The organism is Streptomyces sp. NBC_01003 (genome assembly GCF_045162695.1).
Taxonomy (GTDB): Bacteria; Actinomycetota; Actinomycetes; order Streptomycetales; family Streptomycetaceae; genus Streptomyces.
Genome location: NZ_CP108707.1, coordinates 3,943,503 through 3,959,903, shown reverse-complemented (window position 1 = coordinate 3,959,903; position 16,401 = coordinate 3,943,503). Strand labels below are relative to the sequence as shown.

Sequence of the window (16,401 nt, the reverse complement as noted above, 5' to 3'; positions counted from 1 at the left end):
AACTCATGGCCAGGGAGGCCCGGGTACGGCGGCGGCGTGCCAGGGCGGTGGTGGCGAAACTCAGCTGATCAGAGGGACCGTGGCGTTACGGAACCCCTCTTCGAGGCGTCGACGCGTGGTCCGCCAGATGTCGAGAGAGTCCAGCTCCGCTCCGGGGACCCACCGCACTGCGAAGGACTGTCAACTACCCGGTCGTGAAACGACCGGGCTTGCTGCTCGAGTCATCACTGGCTGTGATGGGTTCGGCTGCGTCCAGGACTCACGCGATGAGGGTGAGTTCAGGGGCCGTTGACTGAGCCCCGCAGACCCACACCATCCAGCCGCGTTGGCGGATGTTGTGGGTCGCGTTGTGGTCTGCGTGCTCAACGAAGCCGCAGACCCGGCACGAGAAGACGGCCTGGGCGGGCCGGTTGCCGCGTGCGGTGTGATGGCACTGGGAGCATTCCTGGCTGGTGTACGCCGGATCGACGTAGACGACCGGCACCCCGGCCCGCTTCGCCTTGTAGGCGATGAACGAGCCGAGCTGGGCGAAGGGCCAGGAGTGGAGTGTGGTGCGTTGGGGCTTTCTCAGCCGTGCCCGCTCACGGATGCCGCCCAGGTCCTCCAGGGCGCCCCCGCGACCGGTGCGTTCAGCCTCCGCCACGATCCCTTTGCTGATCTTGTGGTTGATGTCCTTGGCGCGCCGGGCTTCCTTGCCCGCATGCCTCTTCGCCCGCCGCCTGGCGGACTTGGTGTTCTTCTTCTGCAGCTTGGACCGCAGCTTGCGGTCACTCTCGCGCTTGCGGTTGATCTGCCTGCCGCAGTGACGCTCGCCATCGGAAGTGGCGGCGATGTTCACGATCCCCAGGTCGACGCCGAGGAAGTCGGCCGGGTGAGTGTTCGGGGCGGCTTCGGGAATCTCGCACGTCGCGATCAAGAACCACTTCCCGCCCTGGCACACCAGGTCGGACTCACCGCGGCGGTGCACAGCCAGCACAGCCAGCTGCCCGGCCTGCCCGGTGAACGCCACACCCTTGAGCCGGCCGGCAGTGGTCCAGATGGACACCGTTTGCTGCTCGTGCTGCCAGGACAGCATCCGATCGTCGTAGGGCTGCGCCGCCTGGGGCCGGAAGACGACCGGCTTGCCCGAGGCCCGGGCGTGCCGCTTGGTCCCGGGCCGCCCGTAGCGGCCGTTACGCAGGTTCGCCTTCAAGGTGGTGTAGGCGTCGCAGGTCTTCTTGATCGCGTGTTGGGCGGCCTGCGCGCCCAGTCCCCACCTGGCCCGGATCTCGGCATAGGTGTGCTTGCGCAGCTCCAGCACACGTCGCGCATTCTCCTCGAACGCAACCTCGGCGGCCCAGGTGGCGGCCTCGTTGCAGGCGTGCAGGGTCGTCTCAAGTGCCGCCGCCTGTACGGGCGTCGGCAGCAGCTTCACCCGCACCACCAGCTTCACGATCAGCGAACCTATACACCTGGACGAAGACCCACCACATGTTCGCCCCCGCCCCACCCGAACGAGCGACACCTGCTCCGGCTCTGGCCGCGCACAGCGCCGTGGCCCGGCTCCGCCGGAGCGCCCCGGGCCGCTCCGCGGCCCGTGATGGCCTGCGGCACATCACGGCGACGCTCCGCGTCACACCCCGTGGATGCGATTCCTCCCGGGCGTGAACGCCCGGGGCTCCTCGCAAGAATCCGCTGAGCTCACCTTGACCTCACCGCCGACCGGCCGGGCCCGAAAGGGCCGTACCGTCCTATCGGCAGGAACGGCTCTATCAGAGGAACTCGGCACCGCGCTCGGCCCGGCCCCGTACGACTACGCCGGCGCCGTGCTGTGGAACAACCACGCCGGGCCCCCGTGGCGTTACGTGACGATCTACCTCCCTCGCGAACTCGCCTCCCGCGTCGGCATCACCTAACGCGAGCTCAATGAGCAAATCCGCATCCTCTACGGCAAGGTGGCCGAATACCAGAAGCACGGAGCCATCCACTTCCACGCCGTGACCCGCTTCGGACGACGACCCGGAGTCGACCGCGCTCACCCCCGCCCACTGGACCTACGCCGGCCACGGCCACATGCCCGGCGAATCGTGGCTCGCCGCCAACATCGCCCGGGACCTCCAACTCAACCGCGAAACCGCCCGCGAAGCCCTACATGACCAACTCGCCCTGGAAGGAACACACCAGTGAAAGACGAGTTCATGACCGTCCCCCGAGATCCTGAGTGAGCTTCGGAAAGTGTCCCGGCGCACCTTCTACCGCTGGCGTGAACTGGGTCAGGCGCCCAAGGCCTTCAAGCTCCCGAACGGTGAGCTTCGAGTCCGGCGGAGTGACTTCAAGGCGTGGCTTCGTGACCTGGAGGAGGCCGCGTGAAGTCCCTCGATGTCAAGATCTGGGGAGTCCGCAAGAGGGCTACGAAGCGGCCGTCTTATGACGTGCGTTGGTCGGTCGCCGCCAACGTCTTTTCGGAGTCGTTCCGCACAAAGGCGCTGGCTGATCACTATCGCACCAAGCTCCTGCGTGCTGCGCGAGAGGGTGAAGAGTTCGACAGCGAGACGGGTCTTCCTGGGGCGATGGCCGAGAAGCCGGCCGCATTGACCTGGTACGCCTTCGCGCTGAGGTACCTGGCGATGAAGTGGCCGCACGCTGCCCCCAACACGCGAGACGGGATCAATGAGACGCTGGCGTCGGTCACGCTGGCGATGCTGGACGACCGTCCGGGCCGGCCGGCTGATGACGTACTGAGGAAGTCCCTGCGCAACTGGGCATTCGTACTTCACTGTCGTCGACGAGGGACGGCCGAGCGGCCGAAGGTGGCGGGCCAGGTTTACAGGCGCAGGATGACCAGGGCGGTGTCGTCGGTGGCGTCACCGGGTGGGAGCAGGTCCGTGAGCACGGCGTCGGCGAGAGCTTCGGGATCACCTGCCCGGTGGCGGGCCAGGGAGTCGGCGAGCCGGGCGAGGCCCGTGTCGATGTCTTCGCCGCGGCGTTCGATCAGACCGTCGGTGTAAAGCACGAGGACGGCGCCCTCGTGGAAGGCAGCGACAGCCTGGATCCGGGAGCCGTGTTGAGGACGAGCGGCCAGTGGCGGGTCGGTGGCCTGGTCCAGGAACTCGACGGTCCCGTCCCTCTGCAGGAGCACTGGTGGGGGGTGGCCGGCGCTGCTGTAGGTGATGGTGTGGTTCTCCCAGTCGATGAATGCCGTGGCCACGGTGGTGTTCTCGGCGCCGTCGATGGTGCGGGCGTACAGCCCGAGAACTTCCAGGGCGCGGGCGGGGCCTTCAGGATCGAGAGAGGCGGCGGTGAGGGCGCTGCGCAGTTGCCCCATGACGCAGGCCGCGGGCAGGCCGTGGCCGACGACGTCGCCGACGGCGACGGCGATGCGATCGCCAGGCAGGTCGACCAGGTCGTACCAGTCGCCGGCCACATTCAGCGCTTGGGCGGCGGGCCGGTAGCGAACGGCCGCCGAGTGCCGGCCGACCGTGCGAGGAGCGGGCAACATGGCTTCTTGCAAGGTCAGCGCGACGTCACGGGCGCGGATGAGTTCGGTGACGTCCTCCAGCCGATGCAGCAGCAGCGTCATCCGCCCATCGGGTCCGAATACGGGAATGTTGGTCACGTTGAAATACCGCTCGTGCCATACCCCGGGCTGGTCGTGGTCCTCCATGTCGACGCGCTGCAGCGCTACGGTGCTGCGCTCACCGGTGTCCACCGCCCGGCGCAGTGACGCCAGAACTCTGAGCAGGAGAGGCTCGGCGGAGTCGTTTTCGGGCTGGTCCTCAGGCAGAAAGCGACCGACCACTTGCTCGCGGGGGAGGCCCCGGAGGCGCAAGAACTCCGCGTTGGCGTCCGCGAAGATCAGCTGCGGAGTCACCAGCGCCACCGCCCCGGGCAGAGCCTGGAACACCGCCGCGTAGTCGACCGCCGGTTCTGCCATGATTTTCCTGCTCACCACGCCGCTGTCTGTCTTTTCACGATACGAGCAGAGAGCCACAGCTCGCATCATGATGTTGCAGGCCTAAGGGAAGCTACACACGAACGATGATCGATTGCTCATGCCAGTTACGCACTGTGTGGCGCTCTTGTCGTACGCGTCCTGGTGGCGTCGGATCCCGGTGTGATGCTCGGAGCTCCAGGCAGCCAGGTGCTCAATGGCGGACAGCAGGGAGGCGCCGAGGGAGTGAGTGGAGGGGGCCTCCCCCTGAGTGGTGGACACGCTGATACTGGATCTGCTTGATCCGGAGGAAGCGAGAAGACCGCCGATGGCGATGAAGGACTACTCGGACGAGTTCAAGGCCGATGCCGTGGCCCTGTACGAGTCCACACCCGGGGCGACCTACAAGAGCATCGCCGCTGACCTGGGCGTCAACCGGGCGACCCTGCGTGAGTGGGTGCTGCGGGACCGCGAACGCCGTGGCGCCGGCGCCGCGGCTGCGAAGGGCACCCGGCCTCGGGAGGCGGTGCCGTCCGCTGATCCGGACGAGCGGGTCCGGCAGCTGGAGGCCCGGGTGGCCGAGCTCGAGGCGAGTGAGCGCAAGCTGGCCACCGAGCGGGACATCCTCCGCAAGGCGGCCAAGTATTTCGCCGGAGAGACGAACTGGTGAGGAGCCGCTTCCAGTTCGTTGACGACCACCGGGACACCTACGAGGTGAAGCGGCTCTGCCAGGTCCTGGACGTGAACCGGTCCAGCTACTACAAGTGGCTCGCCGGCGCCGAGGCCCGGGCCACCCGGCAGCACCAGGACCGGCTCCTGGCCGAGGAGATCCGCGAGGTCCACGGCGAGTCCGGCGGCGCCTACGGCTCCCCGCGAGTGACCGCCGAGCTCCGCGAGAAAGGACGGCGGGTCAACGAGAAGCGCATCGCCCGGATCATGCGGACGTTCTCCATCACCGGGATCCGCCTGCGCAGACACGTGCGCACCACCGTCCCGGACCCGGCAGCCTCACCGGTCCCGGACCTGTTCCAGCGGGACTTCACCGCCACCGGACCCGGACTGAAATACATGGGCGACATCACGTATCTCCCCCTGGAAAAAGGGCAGTTCCTCTATCTGGCGACCGTGCTGGACTGCTTCAGCCGCAAGGTCGTCGGCTGGTCCATCGCCGACCACATGCGCACCAGCCTGGTCGCCGACGCACTGCGGATGGCAGCGGCGACCCGCGGCAGCCTGGAGGGCGCCGTGTTCCACTCCGACCACGGGGCCCAAGGCGAATTCAACTGGTCGTCGCAACACCTTGATCACGGAGGTGTTGGATGGGACGAGCGAAGAAGCCGATGCCGCAGGCGCCGGCCGGGGCGCGACGGCAGTGGGCCGCGGATCGGGCGATGCGGGCGCCGATGCGCTCGCCCGGCCGCCCGGAGCCGTCGCGCGCTGTGCAACGGGAGTTCTGGCGCCTGATCGAGTCCGGGGTCACAACGGTCCAGGCCGCCGAGGGGGTCGGCGTGTCGGCACCGGTCGGGATCCGATGGTTTCGACACGCTGGCGGGATGACCCCGCTGAGCCTGGACGAGCCCACTGGCCGGTACCTGTCGTTCGCCGAGCGTGAGGAGATCGCGCTGCTCAAGGCCCAGGACAAGGGCGTGCGCGAGATCGCTCTCACGATCGGCCGCGACCCCGGGACCGTGTCTCGTGAACTGCGCCGAAACGCTGCGACCAGGGGCGGGAAGCCGGTCTACCGCGCCGTGGTGGCGCAGTGGAAGGCCCAGCGGGCCGCAAAGCGTCCGAAGACGGCGAAGCTGGTGGGCAACGAGCGGCTGCGTGAGTACGTGCAAGACCGGCTCGCTGGGAACGTCCGTAGGCATGACGGCACGATCGTCCCGGGCCCCAGGACACCGCCGTGGAAGGGGTTGAACAAGCCCCATCGCCAAGACCGACGGTGGTCGACGGCATGGAGCCCAGAGCAGATCGCGCATCGGCTGAAGGTCGACTTCCCCGATGATGAGTCCATGCGCATCAGCCACGAGGCCATCTACCAGTCGCTGTTCATCGAGGGGCGTGGTGCGCTCAAGCGTGAACTGGTCACTTGTCTCCGAACGGGGCGAGCGTTGCGGGAGCCGAGGGCCAGGTCACGGAACAAGCCCCAAGGGCATGTCACCGCCGATGTCGTCCTCAGCGAGCGCCCCGCCGAGGCCAACGACCGGGCCATGCCCGGGCATTGGGAAGGCGACCTGATCATCGGGACGGACAGGTCCGCGATCGGCACGCTTGTCGAGCGCAGCAGCCGTTCAACGCTCCTGGTCCACCTGCCACGCATGGAGGGCTGGGGCGAGAAGCCGTATGTGAAGAACGGGCCATCGCTCGGCGGCTACGGGGCCGTCGCGATGAACGCCGCACTCGCGGCGTCGATGACCAAGTTGCCCGACCAGTTGCGCAAGACCCTGACGTGGGATCGCGGGAAGGAGCTTTCGGGCCACGCGCAGTTCGCGCTGGAGACCGGGACGCGGGTGTTCTTCGCTGACCCGCACTCACCGTGGCAGCGCCCGACGAACGAGAACACTAACGGTCTGCTGCGGCAGTACTTCCCCAAAGGCACCGACCTGTCGCGCTGGTCCGCTGACGAACTCGAGGCCGTCGCTCACGCGCTCAACAACCGGCCACGAAAGATCCTCGGGTGGAAGACGCCCGCTGAAATCTTCGAGGAGCAACTACGCTCGCTTCAACAAGCCGGTGTTGCATCGACCAGTTGAACTCGCCCAATACGTCTCCCGGGCCTTCGCCGGCCTCTGCGACCAGCTCGGGGTCACCCGGTCGATGGGCGCGGTCGGCACCAGTGCCGACAACGCGGCCTGCGAAAGCTTCCACGCCTCCCTGAAACGCGAGACCCTCCAGGGCGCCCACGACTACAGCGACTCCGGCACCTGCCGCAGGACCGTCTTCGCCTGGCTGACCCGCTACAACACCCGCCGCCGGCACTCCGCCAACGGCCACCTCAGCCCCAACGCATACGAACACCGACACCACACCGCTAAACTCACGCTCGCCGCGTGATCAATAACCGCGTGCCCACCTTCACGGGGGAAGGCCCGAGTACTCGACGCGGGGCGGCACCTCCGCATAGGCAGTGCGCTCGACAAGGCCGCTGCACTGAAGGCGCTTGAGGACGAGGGTGAGCATGCGCCGGGAGATGGCGGGAGGCGCGACAGGGGCCCACGATCATTGACCGTGGGCCCCTGTCGGTCGTTGGACGAAAAGCACCCCTGACCTGTGCTTACAGCACCGGCAGGTTCTTCCGCAGTTCGAACGCGGTGACCTCGGAGCGGTACTCCTCCCACTCCTGCTTCTTGTTGCGCGCAGGAATTGATGAGCGCCGCCGACCGCCTGCTGCGATCCAAGCTGGACCACTCCTGACCTGCGGGCACCGGGTCATTGATGGTCGTTGTCTGTCGTTGAGGGCCACCCGTTGACGGCCCGGGTTAGGCGGCCTTCCGAGGGTCGGCAGATTTGCAGCGGGCCGACTCCCCCCTCGCTGACCAGGAGGTTCTTCTCCGCGCACTCCGCTCGGGGGTCACCTGGGGGAAAGCAGGCTGACAGAGCCCACCCTGTCGGCGATCGTTGACGACACCACGAGCCCATGTTTTGGCCAAAGCATGACTCTAAGTCACTCATTGATCGCTATGGTGACACGCGCGTTTGCGGGTCATATCTTGCTTGCATGGCGGCGGGCGAGGAGCAGCAGGAACGGGGCCGCGAGGGTGCCTACTTCGCGCAGCAGTGGCTGGAGAGCACCACGCGCGTGAGCGCTCCTTGGATCGTTTACGAGGCGCCACAGATGACAAAACTGACCCTGCTGAACGGGAAGCAGGAGTCGTGGGACGTAGCCGGATACTTCGAAAACAAAACGAAGAACTTGTTCTACGCTGAAATCAAGGCGTACACGAGCGACAACCAAGGCCCTAAGTATCGCGAGTATTTGACCGACTGCTACTCGGCTACAGCGAAGGCGATCAAAGACGGATTAGATCGCCAATATGAATTCATGTGGATAACGTGGCATCCTTGTGTACTGCGTTAGGCTTCTCGGCCAGGCGCTGTCAGTGTGGGGGGACCTCCAGGCATGTCTGTTACGTCGTCCGCTGGGGAGTCCTGTGCTCCACCAGACTGGCCGCACTGCGGGCAGGGATCCGACCCGGACAGCGACTCCGTGGGCTGCCGGGGTCGCCGCGTAGCCCCGTACGGATCGTGCCTGGAGCATCTAAGCGAACAGGAAAAGTCGGCCTTCCTGGCGGCCTTGACGCCTGGTGCCGATATATCCCATGAGGAGACCGTCCTATCTTCGGAAATGCTCACCCGGCTGCTCGATGCGCTGAGAGATCCCGAAAGCGGCTTTCCTCGAATCGGAAACGCTTCTTTTCTTGGCGCAAAAATTGAGGGTGACGCCACATTTAGCAATGTGACGATCGATGGTGAAGCCCGCTTCGTCAACACGACCATCAATGGCACGGCTCGGTTCGACGGCGTGAGCATTAAAGGCGACGCCTGGTTCGTCAAAGCAGCCGTAAACGGCGTCGTCCGATTCGATAGAGCTCAAGTGGTTGGGGACGTTCGATTCGACTTCGCAACAATTAGGGGCGACGCCAGATTTGACGCCGCGAGAGTCGGCGGGAAACTCCTGTTCCGCGCCGCTGAAATCGAAAAAGACGCTCGGCTCGACAGAGCAGAAGTCAAGGGCGGCGCCTGTTTCGATGAAGCAAAAATCGGATGGGCCTTTTTCCAAAATGCGAAAATTGAAGGCGGCGTACACTTTCGCGGGGTGAGCGTTAAAAATGATGTCTGGTTCGATGAATCGAAGATCGAGGGCGGTGCGCGATTCGTTAAGGCTGAGATTGGCGGGGGCATCTGGTCTGTTGCGACGACCGTCAACGGTGGCCTTTGGGCGGTCAATGCAAATATTGAGAATGGCATCCACTTCCTATACACGACGATCGAGGGCGGCATCTGGTTCGTCGGGGCATCACTCAATGGCGGCGTGATTTTCGACAAATCATCGCTTGACGGTGATGCGCGGTTTGATAAAGCGGCAATCGATGGCGAGGTGCGGTTTGATTTTGCAGAAATGAGCGGTACTCTGCGACTCAATCATGCCGTGTTCACGCGCGCTCCACTGCTTGAGGTGCTGCTCCCCAGAGGCACTGCGGATCTGTCTGGCGTCACCTTCGAATCTTCCATTGCTATGAAGGTAGAGACGCGGGCAGTCTGTCGCCGCGTACGTTGGGCGTCTACTGCCACACTTTACGCAGGGGATGCCGAGCTGGATCTCAGTGAAGCCGTCCTGGAGTTCCCGGTGAGCATCGTCGGGGGATTTAGGCCCGACCGGACAGGTGACGAGCACGAAGCAGTTCCGAATGTGCCTCCGGTGGCCCGTGTCACCTCGCTCCAAGGTGTGGACGCCGCGCACCTCGTATTGACCGATGTCGACCTTACAGAGTGCCGGTTCGCGGGAACAATTCACCTGGACCAGTTGCGGCTTGAAGGCCGATGCCCTCTGCCGGCAACCCCGGTCGGAGTGCGAAGGCGGGGCCTGCTCCCTCTGCGCTGGACATCACGCCGGACGCTGGTGGAGGAACATTATTGGCGGGCCACGCGGAGCAAGCAGGAAATCGGCTGGAATCCCGCACCAGAAGGAGTTCGAGTACTGGAGCCGGCTGCGCTGGCCCCGGTGTACAGGCAGCTTCGTAAAGCCTTCGAGGATAGCAAGAACGAACCCGGAGCGGCCGACTTCTACTACGGTGAAATGGAGATGCGTCGTCATGACCCAGAAATCTCCCTGGGTGAGCGGACGCTTCTAACGTCTTACTGGGCCGTGTCCGGGTATGGCCTGCGCGCGATACGAGCCGTTGGATGGCTTGCAAATTCCATGCTAATCACCATGCTCGCCATTATGTTGTGGGGTATACCAAAGGAATCTGCAAAACTAGAGAGCTCAGGTACATTGTCTGGGAATCGGATCACAATTACTACAGAGACGCCTGATCCTGAGAATCCATCAGGATCATATCTTGCGCGGTTGTCGACCGAGCGTTTCGAGAAATCCTTGCGCGTGGTCATAAATTCTGTGGTGTTCCGCTCTTCGGAGCAGGATCTGACGACTTCCGGAATGTACGTCGAGATGATCTCACGGGTCGTGGAGCCGGTCTTCCTCGGTCTCGCGGTACTCGCCGTCCGTGGACGAATTAAGCGGTAGCCAGCCTGTGAAACCCGCCGACATCGGATCTGTCGGGTGGCACCCCAAAGGAACGCCTTTCCGTCGTGTGCTCAGATTCTCGGGTGCTTCATCCGCACACGTCAGCAGGCAGTCGCCACCCTCAAGTCCTGGCGGCTCCTCCGCAGACTGCGATGCTCAACCACCCGCATTACGAGCCTCGTCCAAGCCGTTCTCTTCCTGCATTTGGCCAGCTCAACGTGAGGTTGGAAAGAGCTCACTAGCCCCCGAGTGCTTCAAGGTGTGCGGAGAAGTCCTCCACAAGACTCGCAAGCACAGCCTTTCCCTTATCCGCCGTCGCATACGGGGGAAAGCCAATCACCCCGGTCTCGGTATACGCCTTCATCCCGTGCGTCAGCAGGAACGGCCGCTCTCCTCCGTCGTGATCCGCGGTTTCGTACCCATCTCGTACGAGCGTGGGTTCCGCGTGGAGAAGAATGGACGTCTCAATCTCCCCCACATGCATGTCGCTGTGAGCGTCAGACACTAGGCCGGCGCGGTCCCGGCACCGATTCCACTCGCGGCCTTGTGGGAAGAGCGTCATCCGCGGCTCGGTCAGGTTCGCTTCCTGAACAATGTTGGACAGCACGTAGTTGCCACCGTGGGCGTTCACAAGCACCAGCTTGCGGATCCCTGAGGCTTCCAGGGAAGTAGCGATGTCCGTCACCATCGCGTGGAGCGTACGCGCGCTGATGCTTACGGTTCCGGCCCACGTGCCGTGTTCGTGACTGCACGCGATCGTCACTGGCGGGAGCTGCAGCACCGGGTAGGCGGCGGCAATCTCGCGGGCAATGATGCACGCGATGGCCGTGTCCGTGATGAGCGGCAGGTAGGCGCCGTGCTGCTCGTACGAACCGATCGGAAGAATGGCGACTCGCGGTTCCTGTTCCTGGACGTCAGTGGTGGTGATCGCGGGAAGCAGCTTCACGGCTCTCCTTAGGTCTCGCCAGGTGCCCTTCATCCTGCGCACAGCCCGGCTGAGTTCAGCAATCTCCACTAGCTTGCGGAACGGTGCCAGGTGCGTTTGCAGACGCGTCAGCTTTGCCAAGATCCTTGCTGCCCCCGCGTCGCCGTCTGGTCAGAGTCAGGCGAGTCCACTAGAGCCCAGGGCATCGTGGTGCACGACGACCGACGGCAGCGCTCGTACCGCCTCATCGGCTGAGCCGCATCCACCCCGGAGGCCGGCCGGTATCGCCCGCGGCGGCCTGCCAGACGCACGCAGGAGTCCCGTCGCGGGTCCGGTCCTCTCCGGATTCGAGCCGGCGACATAAGCATCTGGGAGAAGATCTTCTCCCAGTTTTCTTCCAGGGTGCGGCGCGGGTGGGATGCCGCCACTCGGCAATTGCACCTCATCTGGGTTCGCCCCAAGAGCGATCGAGACCCGGACACAGTGCTGTGGCGGCCGGCCGAACATGAAGAACCCCGGGTCGTGCGCCTGCCCCGGGCCTTGCCATGCGTGGGCCGCCGCGACCACCGACCCGGACGTCATCGGCTGCGGCCCTTGGCGGCGCGCCTGGCTCCGCGCGAGCGCGGTCGCCTACCACCCGGGCGGGGCCGGGCTGACGGTCGTGGACCTCGACAATGCCGACGCCATTACGTGGGCTCGCGAGCACCTGCCCGTCACGCAGACCGTGCCCACCACCCGGGGCGAGCACTGGCTCTACCTCGGTCGGATGCAGTCAGCCAACGGCGTGCGGCCGGGCGTGGACATCAAGTCCACTATGGCTTACGCCCGCTGGCTCGGGTTCGGCGCCGGCGCGATGGCCTGGCCTACCTGCCGGATACCGTGCGCGCGCTCGCATCGAGCAAGCCCACCCCGCCCCGGCCCGCGCCGCCGGCCGTCACCGTGCCCGTGCCGGGCGGGGGTGGGGAGTGCCGCCACCGCACGCCCGCGTTCCTGGAGCGTGGCATCGCGATGCCGGAGCAGCGCATCACCGAGGCCACCAGCGGCGTGCACAACGCCGTGTACCGCACTTTCCTGGCCGTGCTCTCCACACACGGCAGGTGCGGCTGCCTCACCGACGCGCACGTCGGCCGACTGTTCAGCGCCGCTCAGGCCAAGGGCGAGAGCGCCCGGCACTGCGCCGAAGCATGGGCCAATGCCCTTACCACGTTGGGAGTGTGACCATGGCAGACGACGACAAGACCCCCGCCCGCGAGGTCATCACCGACTACGCCCAAGAGCACTTCCGGTACTTCCGCACTCCCGACGGCACCGTCTACGCGCAGAAGAAGGGCCACCCGGTGGCCCGTCCGATCCGTTCTCAGGGCACCACGGGCAGCCACCGGCAGGAACTCATGGTCGGCCTGTTCCGCGACGGGAAAGGCGTCTTCAACGGCAGCGCCATCAAGGAGGCGTTGGACCTGATCGAGGCACTCGCGCTGAGCGAGGACGTACAGCCGGTCCACATCCGGGTTGCCCCCGGCTTTGACGGGGCGACCTGGCTGGGAGCCTCCCGAGGGCCTAGCGGCAGCCTGCAATTGGCTTCAGCACAGATCGTTCCCTCTGTCGGCTCTTTCGGACCCCCGAGTGATTCGGGACATTCAATACCGCCTGTCGTTCAAGCTGGATGACAGCCCGGCGGCGGGGGAGACCTACAAGCGCCGTCGCCGCGGGTTCAACACCGCCATGGAGTACGCGATTGAGTGCGGCTATCTGGACGCTAACCCCCTCGCGGGAGTGAAGCGCGCCGGCGCGACCCGTGGAGACGTCGTGGACCCCCGGGTCTTGGTGAACGCAGTGTGCAGGGCGGCCAGCTCCTCACGGCGGTCTCGTACGTCGGCTCAGTGCATCGCAACCGCGGCCGTCGTCTCGTGGCGTTCTTCGCCTGCCAGCTCTACGCCGCCATGCGGCCGGCCGAGGCAGTTGGTCTCCGTGAAAGGGACTGCTACCTGCCCGAGAAGGGTTGGGGGACTCTCACCCTCCAGGAGACCCGTCCGGTCTCGGGCAAGAAGTGGACCGACTCGGGCAAACGGCACGACAAGCGCGGGCTCAAGTCCCGGGAGGTCAAGGCGGACCGGCCGGTCCCCATCCCGCCCCCGCTGGTCGCGATGCTGCGCGAGCACATCAGGGAGTTCGGGGTGGCCACGGACGGCCGGATCTTCGCCAATGAGCGAGGCGAGGTGTTGGGAACGTCGAGCTACTGGCGGGTCTGGCAGGACGCCCGCCCCATCGCGCTCCCGCCGGACAAGGTGGACTCGCCGCTCGCGCATCGTCCCTACGACCTGCGGCACACCTGCATCACGAACTGGCTGAACGCGGGAGTCCCCGTTGCCGAGGTCGCCCGACGCGCGGGCAACTCGCCCGAGGTTATCCACCGCCGTTACGAGGGCTGCATCGACGGCCATGAGGAGGTGAACAACAAGAAGATCGAGAAGGCGATGGGGTGGGGCGAGGAAGCGTCCTGATTTCTCACTCGCCACTCACTCGCGATCAGCGATTGAGAACGACAAAGAGCCGGACCCAGTGGGACTGGGTCCGGCTCTTCATGCTTGGCACTTGCGCAGGTCAGAGGCTTGATCACCCTGGTTGCTGCGAAGTGCCCCCGGCAGGATTCGAACCTGCGCACACGGCTCCGGAGGCCGTTAAGGTTCACCTTGTTCTCACTGGTCAGGGCGTTGCAACTCGTCCGGCGTTGGCGCCCCGTCCGCGAATGGTCCACAGACGTGGAGGCCTGTTCAGTCCCGCGAAGGTCATTCGCCGGAGTCATCCAGGAGCGCGCTGTAGGGATGCGGACACAGGCGCGCAGATGATTGTGGACAGCGACGGGGCTCTCGTCCTGGCTCACTCGCAGAAGCAGGGTGCCGCCGAGACCTGGAGAGGTTTGGACACCACTCGCTGGTGGCGTTCGTCGACCATGCCTGTGGCAGTCGGTCACCTGTGGATGCTGCGGGCCAGATGACGGATCTCGGTGGGGCCGGCCGCGATGTTGCGCGCAACGCGACATGCAAGGCCGAAAGTTCGGGCTGGAGGAGCGGAGACTGGCTAGGTAATCTTGGGTGCTTCGAGTACGATCGGTGGACTCGTAGATCGTTGGTTGTGGCTTCCGCGGGTGGTTCGTTCCCTCGAATGATTCGCTGAATTCTTCGAGCGAAACCACCCGCGGATTCTGCTGTTTGGGTCGGCGACGGGCCTGGCGCCACGTAGAGTCTCTCACCACGGGGGCCACTGCTCTCAGTGGATGCTTGCGCGCTCAGAGTGATCGCCGACTCGTGGGCGTGGAGGGCAGCATGAGCACTAAGGGATGGTACGGAGTCCCTCTGGAACGGTCGGACTACCTCCGACTCGACCCCCACGACGATCACTGCACCCAGGATGATTTCTCCGACTGGCTCAGCCGTCATCAAGATGACCTCTTGGCCGTGGACTTGTTTACCGGTGCCGGTGGGCTGAGCTTTGGTATCCAAGAAGCAGGCTGGACCATGGCTGCGGGTGTCGACTTCGACGAGCGCGCCTTGGAGACCCACGCCCACAATTTTCCCGGTCTCAGCCTGCGGAGGGACCTGGGTGACCCGGAGGTACGCGACGCCCTGGTGGAGCTGCTGTCCCAGGCGAAAATCGACCTCGTTGCAGGCGGGCCTCCCTGTCAGCCGTTCAGCCGGGCCGGCCGGAGCAAGATCCGAGACCTTGTGCGCAACTACGGCCGGGATCCGCAGGACCACCGGAAGCAGCTCTGGCAGGCGTACCTGGACATCGTGACACGCGTCCGCCCGAGAGCCGTTCTCATGGAGAACGTCCCAGACATGGGGCTGGGGGATGACTTCGCAGTTGTGCGGATCATCGAGGAGAAGCTCGAGGAGCTCGGGTACGCGACGCAGGTCCGCCTCGTCGACGCATGGCAGTACGGCGTCCCGCAGCACCGCAAGCGACTGATACTGCTGGCTCGCAACGACGTAGAGCGCTTCGACTGGCAGCCGAAGGTGGAGACGGCCGTCAACCTGCAGCAGGCGATCTCCGACCTCCCACGCTTCCAGGTGGAGGCACAGGCGCGCGTTGGGGAGCGGGAACTGCCCTACGCGGAACCCGTGGATCTATCCGAGTTCGCCAGCAGGATGCGGGAGGGTGCTCCGGGGGCCTTTATTCATGACCACATGACTCGGCGGGTGCGTAGCGACGACCTGGAGATCTTCTCCGAACACATGACATCGAAGACCTTGTACTCGGATATTCCCGAGAAGTTGCGTCGCTACCGTGCGGACAACTTCACGGACAAATACAAGCGTCTGGCCTGGAATGAACTCAGTCGCTCAATCACGGCCCACATTGCCAAGGACGGCTACTGGTACATCCACCCTGAGGATCACCGAACGTTGACGGTGCGAGAGGCTGCCAGAATTCAAACGTTCCCGGACAGATTCCGGTTCGCTGGGACGCGGAGCGATGCCTTCCGGCAAATCGGCAACGCGGTGCCGCCTCTCCTCGGACACGCGGCAGCCAAGGTGGTCCTCCCCGTCGAGGGAATGCCCGAGAACTCGGGGCTGGTTCCGCATTGGCGGCAGGTACGGGACGACCTTGGCAAGTGGGCGGATTCCGCGCGGGAGCAGGAGGGCTGGTACCAGTTCCCGGGGGATGAGATGGCTGCGCCCCAGGCCGCGGTGATGGCTCTGCTGGCGGGAAGTCGCATGAAGAGCAGTGAGATCCGCGACATCATGGAAGTCGTCCGTGGCAGGAAGGCTGTGACCAGCCGACTCTTCGAACAGATCATAGAGAGGGCCCCCACGGCGTCGGCTAAGGACAGACTGAGCCGTCTGCAACCACTGGTCGACGACCGGAATGCATGGGGTGAGGCGAAGAAGAACAGCGTTCCGGAACGTCTCGGCTTCAAGCCTGCCGAAGAGGCCCTGTACACACTCCTCTTGGGAGAGCAGGACCTCCTGCTCATCACGCAGGGCGCACTCCGGGTCGGAGCCAGGGTCAACGGGAGCACGGGCGACCAGGTCAACAAGCTGACCGACGGTCGCGTTGACTTGATTCGTCTCGTCGGCGCAGGCAAGGACTCGTCGCTGCGTATGGCCGCGCTCCGCGTGATCGGCAACGCGTACTGCAAGGTCACTCAGCCCGGCTGCCCGTGGTGCCCGCTGCGCAAGCACTGCGTCGGCAAGCCCCCGGCGGACGATCTGTACAGCCAGACCTTCATTGAGGAGGACGGCGGCCGGGCCGCGTCCTGATCAAGGAGGGCGAGGGCCTGCTCCAGATTGCTATCTGCCTCGAGAGCAGGCCCGTCGT

At 65.1% G+C, this 16,401-nt stretch carries 10 protein-coding genes, 1 tRNA gene and 8 pseudogenes; 13 read left to right on the top strand and 6 right to left on the bottom strand.

Translation table 11 applies throughout. The features are described 5' to 3' along the window. Nucleotides 1-259 precede the first annotated feature (259 nt). Nucleotides 260-1,432, bottom strand: a complete 1,173-nt coding sequence (locus tag OG698_RS17985) for an RNA-guided endonuclease InsQ/TnpB family protein (protein WP_406104028.1) — start codon at nt 1,430-1,432, stop codon at nt 260-262. Between the two features lie 193 nt (nt 1,433-1,625). Here OG698_RS17985 and OG698_RS17980 point away from each other — a divergent pair. Together OG698_RS17980 and OG698_RS17975 are read left to right on the top strand one after the other, a co-directional pair. Further along, nucleotides 1,626-2,135 (top strand): annotated as a pseudogene (locus OG698_RS17980) (replication initiator). Nucleotides 2,136-2,177: 42 nt separating this feature from the next. Continuing rightward, a pseudogene (locus tag OG698_RS17975) lies at nt 2,178-2,349 on the top strand (helix-turn-helix transcriptional regulator). Between the two features lie 454 nt (nt 2,350-2,803). On the opposite strand, the gene OG698_RS17970 reads toward OG698_RS17975, so the two are convergent. Continuing rightward, a complete protein-coding gene (locus tag OG698_RS17970; RefSeq protein ID WP_326773036.1) occupies nt 2,804-3,913 on the bottom strand; it encodes a SpoIIE family protein phosphatase in 1,110 nt (369 codons plus the stop codon). Nucleotides 3,914-4,238: 325 nt separating this feature from the next. Here OG698_RS17970 and OG698_RS17965 point away from each other — a divergent pair, with 325 nt between their 5' ends. The 4 genes and pseudogenes from OG698_RS17965 to OG698_RS17950 all read left to right on the top strand — a co-directional run. Then, complete coding sequence (locus OG698_RS17965; protein WP_406104026.1) at nt 4,239-4,580, top strand: transposase; 342 nt, start codon at nt 4,239-4,241, stop codon at nt 4,578-4,580. Then, entirely contained in the window at nt 4,577-5,374 is a 798-nt protein-coding gene (locus OG698_RS17960) for an IS3 family transposase (protein ID WP_406104025.1), read from the top strand. Before OG698_RS17965 ends, OG698_RS17960 begins: the two co-directional genes overlap by 4 nt. Before the next feature lie 89 nt (nt 5,375-5,463). Further along, nucleotides 5,464-6,663, top strand: coding sequence for an IS30 family transposase (locus tag OG698_RS17955; protein ID WP_406104024.1), 1,200 nt, complete (start codon nt 5,464-5,466; stop codon nt 6,661-6,663). A gap of 4 nt (nt 6,664-6,667) precedes the next feature. Further along, nucleotides 6,668-6,964 (top strand): annotated as a pseudogene (locus OG698_RS17950) (integrase core domain-containing protein); the annotation flags it as partial. A 27-nt stretch (nt 6,965-6,991) separates the two neighbouring features. Here the strand turns inward: OG698_RS17950 and OG698_RS17945 are convergent. Then, a pseudogene (locus OG698_RS17945) lies at nt 6,992-7,108 on the bottom strand (winged helix-turn-helix transcriptional regulator); the annotation flags it as partial. A gap of 76 nt (nt 7,109-7,184) precedes the next feature. Further along, nucleotides 7,185-7,265 (bottom strand): annotated as a pseudogene (locus OG698_RS17940) (glutamine synthetase); the annotation flags it as partial. 363 nt (nt 7,266-7,628) lie between these two features. On the opposite strand from OG698_RS17940, the gene OG698_RS17935 reads away from it, so the two are divergent. The 3 genes and pseudogenes from OG698_RS17935 to OG698_RS17925 all read left to right on the top strand — a co-directional run. Continuing rightward, nucleotides 7,629-7,988, top strand: coding sequence for a hypothetical protein (locus OG698_RS17935; RefSeq protein WP_406104023.1), 360 nt, complete (start codon nt 7,629-7,631; stop codon nt 7,986-7,988). A 267-nt stretch (nt 7,989-8,255) separates the two neighbouring features. After that, nucleotides 8,256-10,157: a pentapeptide repeat-containing protein gene (locus OG698_RS17930; RefSeq protein ID WP_406104021.1), complete on the top strand. Its 1,902-nt coding sequence runs from the start codon at nt 8,256-8,258 to the stop codon at nt 10,155-10,157. Between the two features lie 102 nt (nt 10,158-10,259). Then, nucleotides 10,260-10,379: pseudogene (locus OG698_RS17925) on the top strand (IS5/IS1182 family transposase); the annotation flags it as partial. A gap of 16 nt (nt 10,380-10,395) precedes the next feature. Here OG698_RS17925 and OG698_RS17920 read toward each other — a convergent pair. Then, nucleotides 10,396-11,136, bottom strand: coding sequence for a creatininase family protein (locus OG698_RS17920; RefSeq protein ID WP_406111125.1), 741 nt, complete (start codon nt 11,134-11,136; stop codon nt 10,396-10,398). A 364-nt stretch (nt 11,137-11,500) separates the two neighbouring features. Here OG698_RS17920 and OG698_RS17915 point away from each other — a divergent pair. The 3 genes and pseudogenes from OG698_RS17915 to OG698_RS17905 all read left to right on the top strand — a co-directional run bounded on the left by OG698_RS17915 (nt 11,501) and on the right by OG698_RS17905 (nt 13,583). Further along, nucleotides 11,501-12,300: pseudogene (locus OG698_RS17915) on the top strand (bifunctional DNA primase/polymerase). Nucleotides 12,301-12,302: 2 nt separating this feature from the next. Next, nucleotides 12,303-12,659: pseudogene (locus OG698_RS17910) on the top strand (ATP-binding protein); the annotation flags it as partial. Between the two features lie 303 nt (nt 12,660-12,962). After that, nucleotides 12,963-13,583, top strand: a complete 621-nt coding sequence (locus tag OG698_RS17905) for a tyrosine-type recombinase/integrase (protein WP_406104020.1) — start codon at nt 12,963-12,965, stop codon at nt 13,581-13,583. Nucleotides 13,584-13,715: 132 nt separating this feature from the next. Here OG698_RS17905 and OG698_RS17900 read toward each other — a convergent pair. Further along, nucleotides 13,716-13,809, bottom strand: a tRNA-Arg gene (locus OG698_RS17900). 596 nt (nt 13,810-14,405) lie between these two features. On the opposite strand from OG698_RS17900, the gene OG698_RS17895 reads away from it, so the two are divergent. Continuing rightward, on the top strand, nt 14,406-16,343 hold the full coding sequence (locus OG698_RS17895; protein WP_406104018.1) for a DNA cytosine methyltransferase: 1,938 nt from the start codon (nt 14,406-14,408) through the stop codon (nt 16,341-16,343). The last annotated feature ends 58 nt before the right edge of the window (nt 16,344-16,401 follow it).

What these genes read in the sequence shown, in the direction of transcription:
- OG698_RS17970 (WP_326773036.1), bottom strand. Translation starts at nt 3,913, where the DNA reads ATGGCAGAACCGGCGGTCGACTACGCGGCGGTGTTCCAGGCTCTGCCC.
- OG698_RS17965 (WP_406104026.1), top strand. Translation starts at nt 4,239, where the DNA reads ATGGCGATGAAGGACTACTCGGACGAGTTCAAGGCCGATGCCGTGGCC.
- OG698_RS17955 (WP_406104024.1), top strand. Translation starts at nt 5,464, where the DNA reads ATGACCCCGCTGAGCCTGGACGAGCCCACTGGCCGGTACCTGTCGTTC.
- OG698_RS17935 (WP_406104023.1), top strand. Translation starts at nt 7,629, where the DNA reads ATGGCGGCGGGCGAGGAGCAGCAGGAACGGGGCCGCGAGGGTGCCTAC.
- OG698_RS17930 (WP_406104021.1), top strand. Translation starts at nt 8,256, where the DNA reads ATGCTCACCCGGCTGCTCGATGCGCTGAGAGATCCCGAAAGCGGCTTT.
- OG698_RS17920 (WP_406111125.1), bottom strand. Translation starts at nt 11,136, where the DNA reads ATGAAGGGCACCTGGCGAGACCTAAGGAGAGCCGTGAAGCTGCTTCCC.
- OG698_RS17895 (WP_406104018.1), top strand. Translation starts at nt 14,406, where the DNA reads ATGAGCACTAAGGGATGGTACGGAGTCCCTCTGGAACGGTCGGACTAC.